This is a genomic window from Actinoplanes sp. CA-015351 (assembly GCF_050955685.1).
Taxonomy (GTDB): domain Bacteria; phylum Actinomycetota; class Actinomycetes; order Mycobacteriales; family Micromonosporaceae; genus Actinoplanes.
Genome location: NZ_CP192102.1, coordinates 3,734,206 through 3,750,646, shown reverse-complemented (window position 1 = coordinate 3,750,646; position 16,441 = coordinate 3,734,206). Strand labels below are relative to the sequence as shown.

At 69.1% G+C, this 16,441-nt stretch carries 20 protein-coding genes; 14 read left to right on the top strand and 6 right to left on the bottom strand.

Translation table 11 applies throughout. The features are described 5' to 3' along the window. The first annotated feature begins 189 nt into the window (after window positions 1–189). Complete coding sequence (locus tag ACQP2E_RS16925; protein ID WP_433832748.1) at window positions 190–849, top strand: hypothetical protein; 660 nt, start codon at window positions 190–192, stop codon at window positions 847–849. Here ACQP2E_RS16925 and ACQP2E_RS16920 read toward each other — a convergent pair. Further along, the gene (locus tag ACQP2E_RS16920; protein WP_433832746.1) at window positions 846–1,187 is read right to left on the bottom strand and encodes a hypothetical protein; all 342 of its coding nucleotides are present in this window, start codon (window positions 1,185–1,187) and stop codon (window positions 846–848) included. The genes ACQP2E_RS16925 and ACQP2E_RS16920 overlap by 4 nt on opposite strands. 87 nt (window positions 1,188–1,274) lie before the next feature. Between ACQP2E_RS16920 and ACQP2E_RS16915 the strand changes: the two genes are divergently transcribed. Together ACQP2E_RS16915 and ACQP2E_RS16910 are read left to right on the top strand one after the other, a co-directional pair. Continuing rightward, a complete protein-coding gene (locus tag ACQP2E_RS16915) occupies window positions 1,275–1,976 on the top strand; it encodes an alpha/beta hydrolase (protein WP_433832744.1) in 702 nt (233 codons plus the stop codon). A gap of 4 nt (window positions 1,977–1,980) precedes the next feature. Further along, window positions 1,981–2,772, top strand: coding sequence for an XRE family transcriptional regulator (locus ACQP2E_RS16910; protein WP_433832742.1), 792 nt, complete (start codon window positions 1,981–1,983; stop codon window positions 2,770–2,772). Window positions 2,773–2,886: 114 nt separating this feature from the next. Here ACQP2E_RS16910 and ACQP2E_RS16905 read toward each other — a convergent pair whose 3' ends face one another. Next, complete coding sequence (locus ACQP2E_RS16905) at window positions 2,887–3,381, bottom strand: nuclear transport factor 2 family protein (protein ID WP_433832740.1); 495 nt, start codon at window positions 3,379–3,381, stop codon at window positions 2,887–2,889. A gap of 56 nt (window positions 3,382–3,437) precedes the next feature. Between ACQP2E_RS16905 and ACQP2E_RS16900 the strand changes: the two genes are divergently transcribed. The 4 genes from ACQP2E_RS16900 to ACQP2E_RS16885 all read left to right on the top strand — a co-directional run bounded on the left by ACQP2E_RS16900 (window position 3,438) and on the right by ACQP2E_RS16885 (window position 7,326). Further along, on the top strand, window positions 3,438–4,337 hold the full coding sequence (locus ACQP2E_RS16900) for a LysR family transcriptional regulator (RefSeq protein WP_433832738.1): 900 nt from the start codon (window positions 3,438–3,440) through the stop codon (window positions 4,335–4,337). A gap of 109 nt (window positions 4,338–4,446) precedes the next feature. Then, window positions 4,447–5,139 carry a histidine phosphatase family protein gene (locus tag ACQP2E_RS16895; RefSeq protein ID WP_433832736.1) on the top strand — a complete coding sequence of 231 codons (693 nt, stop codon included), beginning with the start codon at window positions 4,447–4,449 and terminating at the stop codon, window positions 5,137–5,139. A 128-nt stretch (window positions 5,140–5,267) separates the two neighbouring features. Continuing rightward, window positions 5,268–6,686 (top strand): PepSY-associated TM helix domain-containing protein, encoded by a 1,419-nt coding sequence (locus tag ACQP2E_RS16890; RefSeq protein ID WP_433832734.1) that lies wholly within the window; start codon window positions 5,268–5,270, stop codon window positions 6,684–6,686. Between the two features lie 49 nt (window positions 6,687–6,735). Beyond that, window positions 6,736–7,326 carry a DUF4352 domain-containing protein gene (locus ACQP2E_RS16885; protein WP_433832732.1) on the top strand — a complete coding sequence of 197 codons (591 nt, stop codon included), beginning with the start codon at window positions 6,736–6,738 and terminating at the stop codon, window positions 7,324–7,326. On the opposite strand, the gene ACQP2E_RS16880 is transcribed toward ACQP2E_RS16885, so the two are convergent. Then, window positions 7,313–7,663 carry a winged helix-turn-helix transcriptional regulator gene (locus ACQP2E_RS16880; protein ID WP_433832730.1) on the bottom strand — a complete coding sequence of 117 codons (351 nt, stop codon included), beginning with the start codon at window positions 7,661–7,663 and terminating at the stop codon, window positions 7,313–7,315. The two genes, ACQP2E_RS16885 and ACQP2E_RS16880, sit on opposite strands and share 14 nt — an antisense overlap. Window positions 7,664–7,742: 79 nt before the next feature. On the opposite strand from ACQP2E_RS16880, the gene ACQP2E_RS16875 reads away from it, so the two are divergent. Genes ACQP2E_RS16875 through ACQP2E_RS16860 form a run of 4 tightly spaced genes read left to right on the top strand, consistent with a single transcriptional unit; the run spans window position 7,743 to window position 11,092 of the window. Then, the gene (locus ACQP2E_RS16875; RefSeq protein ID WP_433832728.1) at window positions 7,743–8,723 is read left to right on the top strand and encodes a zinc-dependent alcohol dehydrogenase family protein; all 981 of its coding nucleotides are present in this window, start codon (window positions 7,743–7,745) and stop codon (window positions 8,721–8,723) included. A 47-nt stretch (window positions 8,724–8,770) separates the two neighbouring features. Beyond that, window positions 8,771–9,529 (top strand): ABC transporter ATP-binding protein, encoded by a 759-nt coding sequence (locus ACQP2E_RS16870; protein WP_433832726.1) that lies wholly within the window; start codon window positions 8,771–8,773, stop codon window positions 9,527–9,529. After that, complete coding sequence (locus ACQP2E_RS16865; protein ID WP_433832724.1) at window positions 9,526–10,275, top strand: ABC transporter permease; 750 nt, start codon at window positions 9,526–9,528, stop codon at window positions 10,273–10,275. The genes ACQP2E_RS16870 and ACQP2E_RS16865 overlap by 4 nt, the downstream gene beginning before the upstream one ends. A gap of 19 nt (window positions 10,276–10,294) precedes the next feature. Beyond that, window positions 10,295–11,092, top strand: a complete 798-nt coding sequence (locus ACQP2E_RS16860) for a MerR family transcriptional regulator (protein WP_433832722.1) — start codon at window positions 10,295–10,297, stop codon at window positions 11,090–11,092. On the opposite strand, the gene ACQP2E_RS16855 is transcribed toward ACQP2E_RS16860, so the two are convergent. Beyond that, a complete protein-coding gene (locus tag ACQP2E_RS16855) occupies window positions 11,075–12,994 on the bottom strand; it encodes a potassium transporter Kup (protein ID WP_433832720.1) in 1,920 nt (639 codons plus the stop codon). The two genes, ACQP2E_RS16860 and ACQP2E_RS16855, sit on opposite strands and share 18 nt — an antisense overlap. A 144-nt stretch (window positions 12,995–13,138) precedes the next feature. On the opposite strand from ACQP2E_RS16855, the gene ACQP2E_RS16850 reads away from it, so the two are divergent. Next, complete coding sequence (locus ACQP2E_RS16850; RefSeq protein ID WP_433832718.1) at window positions 13,139–13,279, top strand: hypothetical protein; 141 nt, start codon at window positions 13,139–13,141, stop codon at window positions 13,277–13,279. Here the strand turns inward: ACQP2E_RS16850 and ACQP2E_RS16845 are convergent. Continuing rightward, entirely contained in the window at window positions 13,264–14,004 is a 741-nt protein-coding gene (locus ACQP2E_RS16845; protein WP_433832716.1) for a hypothetical protein, read from the bottom strand. The two genes, ACQP2E_RS16850 and ACQP2E_RS16845, sit on opposite strands and share 16 nt — an antisense overlap. Before the next feature lie 783 nt (window positions 14,005–14,787). Continuing rightward, window positions 14,788–15,249, bottom strand: coding sequence for a hypothetical protein (locus ACQP2E_RS16840; RefSeq protein ID WP_433832714.1), 462 nt, complete (start codon window positions 15,247–15,249; stop codon window positions 14,788–14,790). Between the two features lie 190 nt (window positions 15,250–15,439). Here ACQP2E_RS16840 and ACQP2E_RS16835 point away from each other — a divergent pair, with 190 nt between their 5' ends. Together ACQP2E_RS16835 and ACQP2E_RS16830 are read left to right on the top strand one after the other, a co-directional pair. Then, on the top strand, window positions 15,440–15,991 hold the full coding sequence (locus tag ACQP2E_RS16835; protein WP_433832712.1) for a sigma-70 family RNA polymerase sigma factor: 552 nt from the start codon (window positions 15,440–15,442) through the stop codon (window positions 15,989–15,991). A gap of 84 nt (window positions 15,992–16,075) precedes the next feature. Then, window positions 16,076–16,441: a hypothetical protein gene (locus ACQP2E_RS16830; RefSeq protein WP_433832710.1), complete on the top strand. Its 366-nt coding sequence runs from the start codon at window positions 16,076–16,078 to the stop codon at window positions 16,439–16,441.

The window sequence follows — 16,441 nt, the reverse complement described above, 5'->3', positions numbered from 1 at the left end:
CAGCAGGCGCGCCAACCGGACGCGCACGACCTCACGCGAACCCTGATGGTGGTGAAGGGACACACCCTGACCGATACGCGCGAGCACCTGATCGGTGACCATCGGCAGATACTCCCCCGCTCCTGAGAACGACTCAACGAGTCCGCCGGATTTTCTCGACCCGGCGACCCGAGTGCCGATGATGCGGCCGTGACAGAACAGGCCGACCGCTTCACGTTGACGACCGGCCCCGACGGACGGGGTCTGCTTTCCCTGGCGCTCCGCCGCCATCCCCGGGCGAGCGCAGACGGTTACGCCCGGGCACAACGCTATTGGGCGTGTGCTCCCTCGGGTGCGCAGCCACGATGGTTCGCGCTCGACGGGCGCCTGAGTGACCTGCAGCGCCCCCTCGACCACGCCGACGACGCGCGGCAGGCCGTGGACGCGCACGCCGCCGCGCAGGCCTATCTGCCGGGCGTCTCCTGCTCCGGCTGCGGAAGCCGCTGCTGGGAGCCGCTGAACCGGGTAGCGGTGACCCGATACGTCCTCACCGGCGCCACCGGCGTCTGCCTGACCTGCCACGACCCGTCGAGCACCGCCGAACCCGCCGCGCCGAAACCCACCCATGCCCCACCGCCACCGCCGCCGGCACCGTCCTGGGCATCACAGCCGGCAACCGAGAGCTGGGCAGCCCCGCAGGTGGTGGACGCCAGAGTCGTCTCCGAGGACGTGACCGTGCGCGTCAACGGTGCGACCGCCGCCATGCTGCTCAACGCCACCGGCGGCGACTCGCACGCGATGTCGGCGCTGGTCAACGAGCTGGTGTCGCGCCATTTCGGCACCCGGCGCGCGATCGGCCAGTTCCTCTAACCGCCCACCAACCCCTCGACGGCATCGGCGAGCGCGGTCACCGAACCGCGCCCGTCAAGCTCCACACTCGCACCGCGCCGAAGCAACGGCTCCACCTCGGCCACGTACCGCCGGATCTCCGCACGTTGCTCGGCCGTCCGACCGTACGGATTGGTGGATCTGCTCGTGACTCGCTCCAGCAGAACCTCGACGGGCGCACTGAGCAGCACGACATGCTCGAACCGGTCATAGAACCGCCCCTGATTGGCGACCGTCCCCGAAACGATCACGTCAGCCCGCCCGGCGAGCAGCGTGCTCTTCCCCGCCCCCGACATCCCGGTCACCAGCACACGCACCACAGTCAAAACCCTACTTGGGTACGCGTTTCGCGGTCAGCGTGACGACAGGGGTGACGCCGTGCGCGCCTGATCGTGCAGGGTGGGTTGATGGAGCCTGCCTTCGTCCTCGTGCACAGCCCATCGGTGGGACCGTTGACCTGGGCATCGACCGCGCAAGTCCTCGAGGAACAGGGCGCCACCGCGCTGGTCCCGTCCCTGCTGACCGTCGCCGACGCCGACCCACCGTTCTGGCCGGCGGTGGCCTCGACGGTCGCCGCGGCGATCGCCCGGTTGCCGGAGGGCCGGCCGGTGGTGATCGTGGCGCACAGCAACGCCGGCCTGTTCGTCCCGGTCATCGTGGACGCGTCCGCCCGCCCGGTTGCCGGCTGCGTGTTCGTGGACGCCGGAATGCCACCGCCGCACGGTGAGTCTCCGGTCGCACCGCCCGAGTTCCTGGACTTCCTGCGTACGAAGGCCGTCGACGGCCGCCTGCCGCAGTGGACCGACTGGTGGGCCGAATCCGACGTGGCCCCGATGTTCCCCGACCCGCAGACCCGGGCGGCGGTCTCGGCCGAGCAGCCAAGACTCCCACTGAGCTACTACGAGTCCACGATCCCGTCGCCCGTGGGCTGGGACGCTCGCCCGTGCGGCTACATCCTGTTCTGCCCGGCGTACGACGACGAGGCGGCAGCCGCGACCAACCGGGGCTGGCCCGTCTCCCGCATCCCCGGCGAACACCTGCACCAGATCGTCGACCCGCAGGCCGTGGCCACCCGCATCGCGGCGATGACCCAGCAATTCGGGCGGTGATCCCGTGCAGGCGCTGCCGTCGTTCGGTGACCAGATGATCCGCCTGGCCGAGGTTCGCGGCTTTGATCGCAGGACCCTGGCCGATCGGTCCTCGCTGCCCGAAGCCGCGATCGCCTCGGTTCTCGATGGTGCTGACCCGACCCCGGCCGTTCTGCACGGGCTGGCATCCGTCCTCGGCCTGCATCGCAGCGACCTGTACCTGATAGCCGGCCAGCAGGTGCCCGCCGATCTGGCCCCGCAGGACCGGAACGTGCGCGGCGGGATCGGCGGGCTGGCGTGGTCACTGACGTATCTGCCACGCGCCGTCGCGGATCTGCATGAACTCGTCCGGTCGCTGCCCCAGCTGCCCCGCCCGGACGGGCCGGTGGCGCCGGCGCCACCGCGCCACTGCTACCCGGCCTGCCCCGGCGGTCTGGTGCTGCGGCTGCTGTACAACCGCAATCTTGAGTGGACAGGGGCCGCCCAATGTCTCTACGGCCTGGGCTGTGGCCCGATGCTCTCGCCCTCGACGATCGGCCTGATCGGACACGGCCGGAAGGACCTGACGCCCGATCTTCTGGCCGGCTTCGGGGCCGTCCTCGACATCGCCCCGGCCGACCTGAGCGCGCTGACGGGAGTCGACATATCGGATCTCGACCGGCGGATCCATCCGGACGCGGGACGAGCCGCTGAACTCATGTGGAGCGCCCGCCGGTTGACCGCCCCACAACTGCGCCTGGTCAAGGAACGCGCTCACGACATTCACCATGAGCGCGCCGGGGAACTCGAACCCCGAGCCAGGTGCAACTGCCGATGAGGCGTTCGATCGAACGGCGGCCTGTGCTGAACTGGGTGGCGTGCAGATGCGTCCCACGCGATGGCAGCCACCGATCCGTGAACCGGCAAGTGCCGGCAGCCGCCGATCCGTGCGTCACCCACCGAAAATGGCAGCCGGATCGCCGGTGTACCAGACGTTCTCGATGATCATCCGCTGTACGACCCACCGCTCCCGGTCCCGGACCAGGTCGACGTCGTACCGGTTGGTCAGCAACGCGTGGACGGTGTGGTCAGCGGTGAGCAGGTGCTGGGCCTCGACGATCGCGGTCAACGAGGCACGGTCGCCGTCGACGCGCATCCGTGGGTTCGTGACGACGTGCGTCGTGTCCACCCGGCCGGCGAACATGGCAAGGATCGTGTCGACGATGGCGTCGCGTCCGCTCATCACCGGGACGTCCGCGCCCCACCGTTTCGCGGCGGGACGGAAGTCCAGTTCCGCGGATTCGGCGAACGCGGAGGCGAAGAGGTCACGGTCAGCGAGGTCCTGTCCGAGGCCGAAACGGTACACGGCGTCGACTATCTCGATCCGGTCACGCAGATCGGCATCGGTCCTGCCCGCCGCCAGGGCGCGGTCTTCTGTGACGTACATGGTCTCCACGATCACGGTCCGATGAGCTCGGAACAACGCCGGCTCATGCAACGATCGTGAAGCAGGACTTGACGATGGAGGAGGAAATCGTGGAACGGCACGAGATCCAGGTGTTCCTCGCCCTCGCCGAGGAACTGCACTTCGGCCGCGCCGGTCAGCGGCTCGGCGTCACGACCACGCGGGTGAGCCAAGTCGTTCGCGCGCTCGAACGACGCGTCGGCGCGCCGTTGTTCGAACGGACCAGCCGCCGGGTGACGATGACACCGACCGGCCGTCAGCTGTACGAGGACCTCAAACCGGCGTACGACCAGGTCCTCGCGGCGGTAGCGCGCGCCGTCGCGCACGGCCGCGGGCTCACCGGCACGCTGCGGGTCGGCTACGTCGGTGCGGCGGCCGGCCGGCTCGTCATGGCCGCGGCGACCCGGTTTCGGCGCGGCCACCCCGGCTGCGAGGTCGAGGCCCGCGAGGTCCAGGTAGGTGGCGCTGCCGAGCGCCTGCACGCGGACGAGATCGACGTGCTCGTCGGCTGCTTCCCACTGGACGGGCCGGGGCTCACCTCCGGCCCTGCTTTGCTGACCGAGCCGCGGATGCTCGCCGTCCCGGCCGGTCATCCGTACGCGAAAATCGCATCCCTGTCGGTCCAGGATCTCGCCCGCGTCCGCCTCGTCATGGCGCCGTGCTCGCTCCCGGCGGCCGGTACCACCGGCTCTGCCGGCGGTGACGGCCCGGTGGCCGAGACGTTCCAGGAGGTGCTGACGCTTGTCGGAGCGGGCCGAGGGACGTTCGTCGTCGGCGAGCACGCCAGCCGCTTCCACGCCCGGCCCGATCTGGTCTACGTCCCGATCCGGGACGCACCGCCGCTGGACTGGGGTCCGGTGTGGCCGACCGCCCGGGAGACGGCCCGGGTCCGGGCCTTCGTAACCGCCGCTGCCGAGTCCGCCCGCGCTGCGGCATGACGCCCCTGCCTCCAGGTCGACCGTGGCGTCTGCCGCCCCGGGCCATGTGATGATCTGTGCGACTCACATCGGGGGCTGTCTATCGTACGAAGGGGAAAGGGGTTGAATCGTGGGTAGGTTGCTTCTGGTTCGGCATGGGCAGGCGTCGTATGGGGCCGCTGACTACGACGTGTTGTCGGAGCTCGGTGGGGAGCAGTCCCGCGCGCTCGGCAGGTCGTTCGCTGAGCGCGGCGTCCGGCCCGGCCTGGTCCTGTGCGGTTCGCTGCGCCGGCAGGAGCAAACCGTCGCCGGCCTTCTCGACGGACTCGGCGAAGAGGCGCCGGTGGCCAAGGACCCCGGCTGGGACGAGTTCGACTTCCACGGTGTCGTCGAGGTTCACGAGCCCCGGTACCGCGACCTGATGGCTGACGAACGCGTCTTTCAGGAGCTTTTCGAGGCCGCCACCGGCCGATGGTCGTCCGGCACCTACGACACCGAGTACAGCGAGTCGTTCGCCGCGTTCCACGGGCGGGTCGCCGGTGTGCTGGACCGGGCAGTGGCGCTGCTGGCCGAGCTGGAGCAAGGACATCAGGACATCGTCGTGGTCAGCTCGGGCGGGCCGATCGCCATGGCCGTCGCTCAGCTGACCTGCGGCGCCAAGGCCGATCCGGTCACTCTCGCGACGGTCTGGTCGTCGCTGAGCAAGGTCATCGTGAACACCGGCGTCACGAAAATCATCGCCGGATCGAGCGGTCTGTGGATGTCGACCTACAACGAACACACCCATCTCGAGGGTGATAAACGGATGTTCACCTATCGCTGACAACGTGCTGGGAACTTCCGGGGACCGGGCGGCGACTACTGCGGTGACCTCCCCGATGTCGTGGGGGTCACACCCCCGGATGCCGGCGCACCCATCGAGCGCCGCCGACACCCCACGAGGACCGCCGAATGGCCGTGACCGAAACCGTTCCTGCCAAAGCAGCAGAACGCCGCACCGCACCCACCCGAAGCTTCGGACCCCTGCTGCTGCGCCTGCACTTCTACGCAGGCATCCTGGTCGCGCCGTTCCTGCTGGTCGCGGCCACAACAGGCCTGCTCTTCACGATGGCTCCCACGCTCGACAAGGTCATTTACAGCGCCGAGCTCACCGTCGACGACCCCGGAACCGCGACCCTCCCGCTGGTCCAGCAGATTGCCGCGGCGCGCGCCGCGCACCCCGACGGAGACCTCACCGGGGTACGCGTGACCGAAGCTGATCGCACCACCCAGGTCGACTTCACATCCCCGGAACTCAGCGCCGAGTCGGAGCTGGTGCACACGGTCTACGTGAACCCGTACACGGCTGAGGTGACCGGCCAGCTGACCACCTGGTGGACCTCGACGCCGCTGACCACCTGGCTGGACCAGTTCCACCGCGACCTGCACCTCGGCACCACCGGCGAGCTGTACTCCGAACTCGCCGCGAGCTGGCTGTGGATCATCGCGCTGGGCGGCGTGGTCCTCTGGTGGCGCCGCACCCGCAGCGCCCGCCGGATGCTGGCGCCCGAGCTGAAGGCCAAGAAGGGTGTCCGCCGTACCCGCAGCTGGCACGGCGCTCTTGGCGTCTGGCTGCTGCTCGGCCTGCTGATCATCTCGGCGACCGGGCTGACCTGGTCGGGCTACGCCGGAGCCAACTTCGGCGCGGCCCTCGACGCGATGGACGGCAACCGGCCCTACGTCGCCACCGAAGCCACCGCCTCCTCCGGCGGCCACCACGGCGGTGCCGCGTCCGGTGCAGGTGACCCTGCCGCCATCGACACGGTGCTGACCGGCGCCCGCGACGCCGGCCTCGACGGCCCAGTGCAGATCTCGCTGCCCGCCGACGCCGCCAGCACCTGGACGGTCACCCAGAACGACAATCTCTGGCCGGTACGCCTCGACAGCGTCGCCCTCGACGCATCCGGCGCCGTCACCGACCGGGTCGACTTCGCCGGCTGGCCGTTCCTGGCGAAGCTCACCTCGTGGGGCGTCAACGCGCACATGGGCGTGCTGTTCGGCGTGTTCAACCAGCTCATCCTGGCCGCGCTCGCCATCGGCCTGATCACCGTGATCGTCTGGGGTTACCGGATGTGGTGGCAGCGCCGCCCCACCCGTGCCGACCGGCGTGCTCCGGCCGGCACTCCGCCGGCCCGCAGCGCCTGGCAGCAGCTGCCGGCCTGGGGCATCGTCGTCGGCGTGCCCGTCGTGTTCGGCCTGGCCTGGGCGCTGCCGCTGTTCGGAATCCCGCTGGTCGCGTTCATCGTGATCGACGCAATCGTCGGCGCGGTCCGAGGCGGCGGCGGGGAACAGGCCGACGCACTTGTCCGATCAGACGAGGCTTCTCGCTGATCAGGCGAAATCGGTAGTAAGTGGCAGGTGCGTGACGCACAGTGAGGTTATGACGCGGTCATTCGACCCCCGCCTGGCGCTCAAGGCGCTGCTTGCCGTCCTGGTCGCCGGCGGGGTGATCGTCGCCCTGTTCGCGGCCGGTGCCACCGCCGAGCAGTACCGGAGTCAGGAGCGGGCGGCGGTCGCCGCCGACCCGCAGGCCGGGAAGACACCGCGGCCTGCGCCGTCGAAGACGCCGCGGCCGGCCGGCCCCGGGGACCCGGTTCGCGACGGCAAGTTCGAGTTCGTTGTCACCGCTGTCGACTGCTCCCGGACCAGCGTCGGCATCGAGAACCTGGAACGCACCGCCGAGGGCAAGTACTGCGTGGTCTCCCTTTCCGTCCGCAATATCGCCGACGAGCCGAAATACCTGATCGGCGCCGCCCAGAAAGCCACCGACACCTCCGGCGCGTCGTACCGCAACGACGAGATCACCGCCGTTTATCTGAACCGCGGCACCAGCACGTTCTTCAAGAAGCTCGACCCCGGCGAGAAGGTGACCGGCAAGCTCGTCTTCGACATCCCGGCGACGGCGAAGCTGTCCACCCTGGAACTGCACGACTTCCTGCTCTCCGGCGGCGCCACCGTCACCCTCGGCTGACGTTCTCCTGGAAGTCGACGATCGCCTCGCCGTTCGCCCGCGCCCAGTCGGTGAGCACCTTGATCGGTTCGACCAGGGTGGACCCGAGTTCGGTCAGGCTGTATTCGACGCGCGGGGGCGATTCGGCGTACGCATGCCTCTCGACCAGGCCGTAGGCCTGCAGTCGCCGCAACGTCTGGGTGAGCACCTTGCGGGAGATGCCGCCGATGAGCTCGGTCAGCTCGCCGGGGCGCTGTGGTTCCAGGCTGAGCGCGAACAGCACGATCACGGCCCACTTCTCCGCGATGATCTCGACGGCCAGGCGGGTGGGACAGTCGGCGAGGAAGACCTTGTGCACGGGGTCAAAAGTTACCAGTGGGTTCCTATCGGCTCCGTAGCGTTTTTCCCGAACCCCCTGGAAACACAAGGAGCCATCAATGCCACGAGTAGTCGTGTTCGACGAGACCGGCGGTCCGGACGTGCTGCGCATCGCCGACGAGCCAGTTGTCGAGCCCGGGGCGGGCGAGGTACGCGTACGCATCGAGGCCTTCGCCGTGAACCCGCTCGACCAGATGATCCGCGCCGGGCAGTCGCCGCGGCCGATTCGGCTGCCGCACGCCCGGCTAGGTGTCGAAGGAACCGGGGTCATCGACGCACTGGGTGCCGAGGTCACCGCATTCCGAGTCGGCGACCCGGTCATCCTGGCCGCTGTCCCCGACTTCGAGGACAAGGGCGCCTACGCCGAGCACACCACCGTGCTGGCGAGCCGCGTGGTGCCCCGGCCGGCCGGAATGAACGTCGTCGACGCGGCAGCGCTCTGGGTCTCGTACTTCACCGCGTACGGCGCGCTTGTCGAGAAGGCCGGGATGCGGCCCGGCGACCACGTTCTGATCACCGCGGCGTCCGGCGGTGTCGGCCGCGCCGCGATCCAGATCGCCAACCAGATCGGCGCCGTGCCGATCGCGGTCACCCGGCACACCGCGAAAGAGGAGAGCCTGCTCGCCGCCGGCGCGGCCGCGGTGATCGCCACCGACCGGGAGGACGTGGCCGAAGCCACCCGTCGGCACACCGGCGGAGCGGGCGCCGACATCATCCTGGACGCCGTCATGGGTCCGGGGCTGGCCGAGCTGTCGCTTGCCGCCAAGCTCGGCGGCACCCTGGCGACGGTGGGATGGCTGGACCCGAGGCCAGCGTCGTTCCCGGCGAACCCGTCGCTGACCATCCACCGATACATGGGCTTCGCCGACATGGTCGACCCGGTGACCGTCCGGCGCGTCGCGGCGTTCCTGGCCGCCGGCGTCCGCAGCGGGGTGCTGCGCCCCACCATCGACCGGGTCTTCGGCTTCGAGGAGATCGTCGAGGCGCACCGATACCTGGAGAAGGGAACGCAGGCCGGCAAGATCGTCGTGACGGTGTAAAACCGGGGTTGACCCTGACGCAGCGTCAACCCTGCATGCTGACGCTCATGAGTACTCCCTCGACAGTCGTCGTACAGGGGCTGGAGAAGTCCTTCAAAGACGTGACGGTGCTGCGCGGTGTGGACATCGAGGTCGCCCGCGGCAGCATCGTCGCCCTGCTCGGCTCGAACGGCGCCGGCAAGACCACCGTGATCAGGATTCTGTCCACGCTGCTCAAGGCGGACGCCGGCACCGCGAAGGTGAACGGTTTCGACGTTGCCACGCAGGCCGCCGACGTCCGTGAGTCGATCAGCCTGACCGGGCAGTTCGCGGCCGTGGACGAAATACTCACCGGGCGGGAAAACCTGGTGCTGGTGGCCCGGCTGCGGCATCTCAAGAGTGCCGGCGCCATCGCCGACGAGCTGCTGCGGCGCTTCTCGCTGACCGAGGCGGGCGGCCGGCGGGTGGCGACGTACTCCGGGGGCATGCGCCGCCGGCTGGACATCGCGATGAGCCTGATCGGGAACCCGCCGGTGATCTTCCTGGACGAGCCGACGACCGGCCTCGACCCGGAAGCGCGCCTGGAGGTCTGGCAGGCCGTCAAGGAACTCGCCGCGGGCGGCACGACGGTGCTGCTCACGACGCAGTACCTGGAAGAGGCCGAGCACCTCGCCGACCGGATCGCGATCCTGCACGAGGGCCGGATCATCGTGAACGGCACCCTCGCCGAGCTGAAGCGGCTGCTGCCACCGGCCAAGGTCGAGTACATCGAGAAACAGCCCACCCTCGAGGACGTCTTCCTCAAGCTTGTCGGAGGCACCAAATGATCGGCGACACCGCTGTCCTGCTCGGCCGGTCGTTGCGGCACATCGCGCGCAGCCCGGACACCATCATCACCACGGCGGTCATGCCGATCGCGTTCATGCTGCTGTTCGTCTACGTGTTCGGCGGCGCCATCGATACCGGCACCGGCTCGTACGTCAACTATCTGCTGCCGGGAATCCTGATCATCACGATCGCATCCGGTATCTCGTACACGGCCTATCGCCTTTTTCTTGATCTTCAGAGTGGGATCTTCGAGCGGTTCCAGTCCATGCCGATCGCCCGGCCGGCGGTGCTCTGGGCGCACGTGCTGACCTCGCTGGTCGCCAACCTGATCTCGCTGGTCGTGGTCGTGCTCGTGGCGCTGGTGATGGGCTTCCGGACCAGCGCCGACGTGCTGGGCTGGCTTGCCGCGTCCGGCATCCTGATGATCTTCACCCTGGCGCTGACCTGGATCGCGGTGATCCCGGGTCTGACCGCCAAGTCGGTGGACGGCGCGAGCGCGTTCGCGTACCCGCTGGTGTTCCTGCCATTCGTCAGCTCGGCGTTCGTGCCCACCGAGACGATGCCCGCCCCGGTGCGGGCGTTCGCCGAGAACCAGCCGGTCACCTCGATCGTCGACTCGCTGCGCAACCTGTTCGCCGGGCAGCCGGTCGGCACCGGCATCTGGACCGCGCTGGCCTGGTGCGTGGGCATCCTGGTGGTCGCCTACGTGTTCGCCACGATGGCCTACCGCCGCAAGATCTCCTGAATCAGGCAGGATCAGAGACATGCTGACGATCGGGCAACTGGCGTCCTACGCGGGCGTCACCGTGCGCGCGGTACGCCATTACCACCAGATCGGTCTGCTGCCGGAGCCGGAGCGCGACGCATCCGGTTACCGGCAGTACGGCGCGACCGCCGTCGTCTCGCTCCTGAAGATCCGCACTCTGGCCGACGCCGGGGTGCCGCTCTCCGAGATCACCACCCTGCTGGAAGCCGGCGAGGACGCCTTCACCGCGGCGATCCAGCGCATCGACACCCGGCTGTCCGACGAGATCACCAGGCTGGAGACCAGCCGCAAACAGATCGCCCAGCTGGCCGCCGGCAACAGCGGCGCGCTCGCGCCGGAGGTGCTCGCGTACCTCGACCGGCTCCGCGAGATCGGTACGTCGGAGAAGATGATCGCGGCCGAACGCGACGGCTGGATCCTGATCTCGGCCCGCTGGCCGGACAAGGTCCGCGAGTGGATGCCGTACAAGTTCGCGCAGCTCGAAGACCCGCGGATGGTGCGGTTGTACCTGGTCCTGTCCGAGCTGCTGGAGCTCGACCCGGACAGCGGTCCGGAGAGCGACCTGATCGACGTGCGGCTTCAGGAGGCCGCCGACATCATGGCCACGCTGTCCGACGAGGCCTACGCCAGCGGCGAACTCGCCAGCCAGGACCCCTCGAACGACGATCTCCCGTTCGACCTGCTCGACGCGCTCGCCGACGAGGCCCACCCGGAGGCGTACCGGATGCGCAACCTGATGCGGGAGCGCGGCTGGACGAGCTGGACCCGCCAGGAGAAGCTAAACGTCGATATGTGATCCCATGATCACGGTCCGGTCGCGGGGCAGGCCGAACTGCTCGGCCGCGTCCGCGGTGATGTGCGAGGTGGCGATGAAGAGCCGCTTGCGCCACGGCGCCATGGTCCGCTCCGCCGAGCTGAGCAGCTCGATCTTGGAGAGGTAGTACGTCGTGTCGTCGGTGTCGAGCGGCCCCTCGGTCTGCTCCGGCGGCAGTCCCCGCAGCGCGGCCGGGATGTCCGGCGTCTCCATGTAGCCGTATCGAACGGTCACGAAGATGATGCCGTCATCCCCGTACCCAAGATCGTCGATGACCGTGCGCTCCGCCTCCGCGACCCTGGGCAGCGGCTGGATCTCGATGGACATGATCACGACGCGCTCGTGACGGACGTGGTTGTTCTCGACGTTGGCGCGAAGCGCCAGAGGAGCGGTCTGGCCGCCCCGGTTGAGGAAGACGGCGGTGCCCGGAACGGTGACCGTCGTGGTGCTGGCCTGCAGCTGGGAGACGAAGTCGCGCAGCGAGCCCTCGTGACGCTGCCGGTTCGCGGTGACGATCTCGCGGCCGCGCTGCCAGGTGGTCATCACGGTGAACGCGGTCAGGCCGATGAGCAGCGGCAGCCAGGCGCCGTGCGCGAGTTTGGTGAGGTTCGCGGAGACGAACAGCAGGTCGACGGCGACCAGGATGATCGCTCCGGCGGCGAGGACCCATCGGGGTGTGCCCCAGCGGGATTGGGCGACGTAGAAGAACAGCAGCGTGGTGATGGTGATCGTGCAGATCACGGCCATGCCGAACGCGTACGCCAGAGCCGCCGAACTACGGAACGCGAAGACCAGGGTGAGCACCGAGACCAGCAGCACCCAGTTGATCCACGGAACGTAGATCTGACCGATCGTGGACGCCGAGGTGTGCGTGATGCGCAGCCGCGGCAGGTAACCGAGGCGGGCGGCCTGCGCGGCGACCGAGTACGCCCCGGTGATCACCGCCTGCGACGCGATCACCGTGGCGGCGGTGGCCAGCAGCACCATCGGCCAGCGTCCCCAGCCGGGCACGAGCAGGAAGAACGGGCTGCTGATGTTGGCCGGATCCTTGAGGATCAGCGCGCCCTGACCCAGGTAGCTCAGCACACACGCCGGCAACACCAGCAACAACCAGCCACGGGTGATCGCGCGACGACCGAAATGACCCATGTCCGCGTAGAGCGCCTCGGCGCCGGTCACGGCCAGCACGATCGCGGCGAGCGCGAAGAACGCGATCCCGAAGTTCCCGGCCAGAAACGTCAGCGCGTAGCTCGGCGACAGCGCCTTGAGGATCGACGGCTGCCCGGCGATCCCGGCCACGCCGCACGCGCCGATCGCCGCGAACCAGGCGATCATGATCGGCCCGAACAGCCGCCCGATCGCGGCCGTACCCTGCCGCTGCACCGCGAACAGCACCACAATGATCACCGCGGTGATCGGGACGATCCCCTCTTCCAGCGACGGGGCGACAATCTTCAAACCCTCAACCGCCGAGAGTACGGAAATAGCCGGCGTGATCATGCTGTCCCCGAAGAACAGCGCCGCCCCGAAGATGCCCAGCCCGGCCAGAGCGGCAGCGGTACGCCTGCCCCGAGGTGCCGTCCACCGGCGCAGCAACGTGATCAGGGCCATGATGCCGCCCTCACCGTCGTTGTCGATGCGCATGGCGAGCAGCACATACGTCAGCGTCACGATGATCATCACGGACCAGAAGATCAGCGAGACGACGCCGTAGACGTTGCCGGTGCTGACCGGGACCGGATGCGGGTCGGCCGGGTTGAACACGGTCTGCATCGTGTAGATCGGGCTGGTGCCGATGTCGCCGAACACCACACCGAGCGCCCCGACCACCACCCCCAGCCGCACGACGTCGTGCCCGGTCCCGCCCTCGGCTCGGTCGAGCACGCTGATCTCCGTTCAGACTGCCGCGCTGATGATCAACGCAGACAGACCCAGTATCAAACGGATCTCGCATGTCGGCCGTTAATACGGCGTATCTATTGAGCGGCCGGGTGTGCGGCGCCGCCAGGCATAGAGGATGGTGAGGCCATGGATGCCACCTGGGCACAACTCCTGCTGGTGCTCGCCGCAGTGATCGGCCCGTTCCTCGGCGTCGCCCTGGGTGTGGCCGCCCTCCTCTGGACCCCGCTGCTCGACCCTGCCGACAAGCCGCGTCACCCGCTGAAATAGGCGAGCGCGGCCCGCGTCTTGGTCTCTTGAGGACCGGTTGCCTCGACCCGATGCGCCCGCAGCACCTCCGCCGTCCGGGCGGCGACTTCCAGCGCCTCCGCGGCCGCACAGCGGGTGGAGAGTTCGAGGATCCGCGAGCCGTCCGGGAACGTCCACCGCTCCACGGTGAGCCGCCGGTCCAGGCCGTCCGGGACGACCTTGATCCGGCGTACGTCCACCGGCCCGTGCGCCATCAGGTCATCGAAGCCGATGCCGGCGGGCGCCTGCGCGGCGAACAGTTCCCGCTGGGTACGGCAGAAGTACTGGGACCACGGGCGGCCCTCGGCGATGCCGTGGCGCAGCCGCTTACGGATCGCGGTGGTGCGGACGAGTCGTCCCGGCATCGCGTCGACCTCGACGGTGCAGCGCTTGGCGTTGACCGGCAGCCCCGGCCGCAGTTTGATCACCGAGTCGTCGCGCCCGTTGCCGATCTGGCGTACCCGGGCGACGACGCCGCTGTGTTCCAGCGCCAGGTCCGGCGTGTCGAGGAACCACACCCGGCGAGCATCGGCCCATTCCAGGTCGACGCCGAACGCCGCACAGGTGAACGCGTGCGCCTCCTCCGGGACGACGACCTTGAGTTCCACGCTTGTCGCCAGCCCGGCGGGCGCGACCAGACAGCTCAGCTCATCAGGAGACCATCGCCAGAAATCCGAACGCAGCAACGATCTTCCCGGGGCAGCCATGCCGACCAGTAAAGTCGCCCTTTCCCCCGCTGGGACGATCGTTAACGCGATGTCGACACCATCGAGACCACGTTTGACGCCGCCGATACACCTGACGTCCCCACTCAGCGCCCACCGGTAGAGCACGGCCGGCCGTGCGCCCCGCGTCGGCGCCCCTCGTCGGCGCCCCGCATCGGCGCCCCGCATCGGCGCCGACTTCGGCCGTCCCTCGTCGGCGCCGGCTTAGGTGTCCCTCGTCGGCCTCGGCGGCGGCGGGCACACGCAACCGAGACGCGGGCACACGGAGGAGCCGTCCAACGGGGATGAGCGCTCACGTAGTTCGTGTGTGGGCCCGCGTCTCGACTATGGCGTGGATGAAGACGCACCGAACGGTTACGTGCGACCCCATCCAGCCCCGCACGGCCCGGCTACCGACGACCCACCAACGACGAAACCCGAGCAGCTGTCCTGGAGCAGGCCTCAGCAGCGAACCATGCGCGCCGAACATCGAGCGCCGAAAGCCCGCGGCGCATCCCGATCTTGTGCCGTGGCGCCCCCATGCTGACCAGAAACGCACTAGAAACCGTTGAGATCGGGTCCAGCCGCCAATCGCCGGCCGCAAGTCCTCGCGCACCCCCGCTTCGACGTCGACTTCGGATCTTGTGGACAAACCCGAACCGTTTGCGGGGAACTCCACAAGATCCGAAGTCGAGTCGAGTCGAGTCGATCTTGTTGACTTGAGCGGCCCCGCATTCGGAAAACTCAACAAGATCGAGGAGAGCCGGCCACCATCAACCCGGAAACTCAGAAAACAAACTGGAACCACTCGCCGCCCTCGGTCCGGATCCGCACACTCAACCCCTCGCCGACCGATAATGACACCGGCGCTGACACCGGCGCTGACACCGGCGCCGTCACCGCCGCGACCGCCTCCCGCGCCGCCACCGCCAGCACCGGCAACTCCCCCGCCCCTGCCGTAGCGGTCCACCCGCTCACCGACCCGGTAGACGGATCCGTACACAAATGCACCATCGCCGTCCCACCCCGCGCCTCTTCCACCCGCACCCGCAACGTGTGCGGCCCGGACGCCACCGCCTGCGACAACCGCGCCGGACACCCGGTCACCGGCCGCGACTCGGTGCCGGCCACGCTCACCACCAGCGCCCCGGCACACACCAGAAAGCCCGCCAACAGCCCACCAACCCAGCGTTTCGGTCGCGACCGCACCCGCTCCCGCTCCACCCGCTTGGGTACGACCACAAGCACCGCCCCCACCCCATGCCGCGTCACGAACCGCCCCGCCGCCGAATCCGACCGCCGCCCGGCCGCCCGGCAATCCCGGTTATGGCTGCTCATGCATGTGTAGTCGCTCCGCCGGCCGCCCTGGTTCCGGTGAACCGTTCGCGTTCTGCGGCCGTACCTGTGCCTGGAGCACCGCAACGAGAGGACCACCGCCATGGCCGACGCCGACCTGACCGCGTACGCGTTCGCCGCGGCCCGCGGTGACCGGGAGGCGGCCGCCGAGCTGATCCGGGCGACCCAGTTCGAGGTGAGCCGGTTTCTGCGTTCGCTGGTCAGCGACGCGGACATCGACGACCTGACGCAGGAGACGTTCCTGCGGGTGTGGCGTGCGCTGCCCGAGTTCGCCGGGCGATCCTCGGTGCGCACCTGGCTGTTCGCGATCGCCCGCCGGGTCGCCGCCGATCACGTCCGGCATGTCACCCGCCGCCCCCGCGTCGTCGGTGTCGCCGACTGGGTGGTCACCGCCGACGCCGCTGACCCGTACGGCCGGCCCCGGTTCGAGGAGCAGCAGGCCCTCACCGATCTGCTCGCCGGTTTGAGCGACGAGCGGCGCGAGGCGTTCGTCGTCACCCAGGTGCTCGGCTTGTCGTACGCCGAGGCGGCCGAGGTGTGCGAATGTCCGGTCGGCACGATCCGTTCCCGGGTGGCTCGCGCCCGCGAAGACCTGGTCACCGCGATGTCGCACCCCGCCGCCCGGGTGAGCTGACCGGTACGGCCCTTTACGCCCTCCCATCCCTTCCGTACCGTTGGTTACCAAACGCAACGGAGTCGTCACTCTGGGAGGCTGTTCATGCGTCGTGCCGCCGTCATCACCGGTTTTCTCGTCGCTGCCCTGTGGATAGCCTCACCGGCGCAGGCGTTCGCCCACAACCGGGTGCACAACCCCACCATGCACACCGTCCTCGACGCATTGACCCTGCTGGTGGCCTCGTCGCCGGTGTGGACGGCTCTGCTCTGGCGCGGCCAGCGCCGCTGGCTGCTCGCCGCCCTGATCGCCGTGGTCCAGATCCCGGTGGCCGTCATCGGCTTCGTCCCGATCGCCGACCCGGCCCTGCACCTGTCACTGTTCGCCCTGGCGCTGGGCCTGACCGGCGCCTCCCTCCACGTCGTCCGCCGCCGGCCGGCAGCCACCCCCGCTCCCGCCAAGACCCACTGA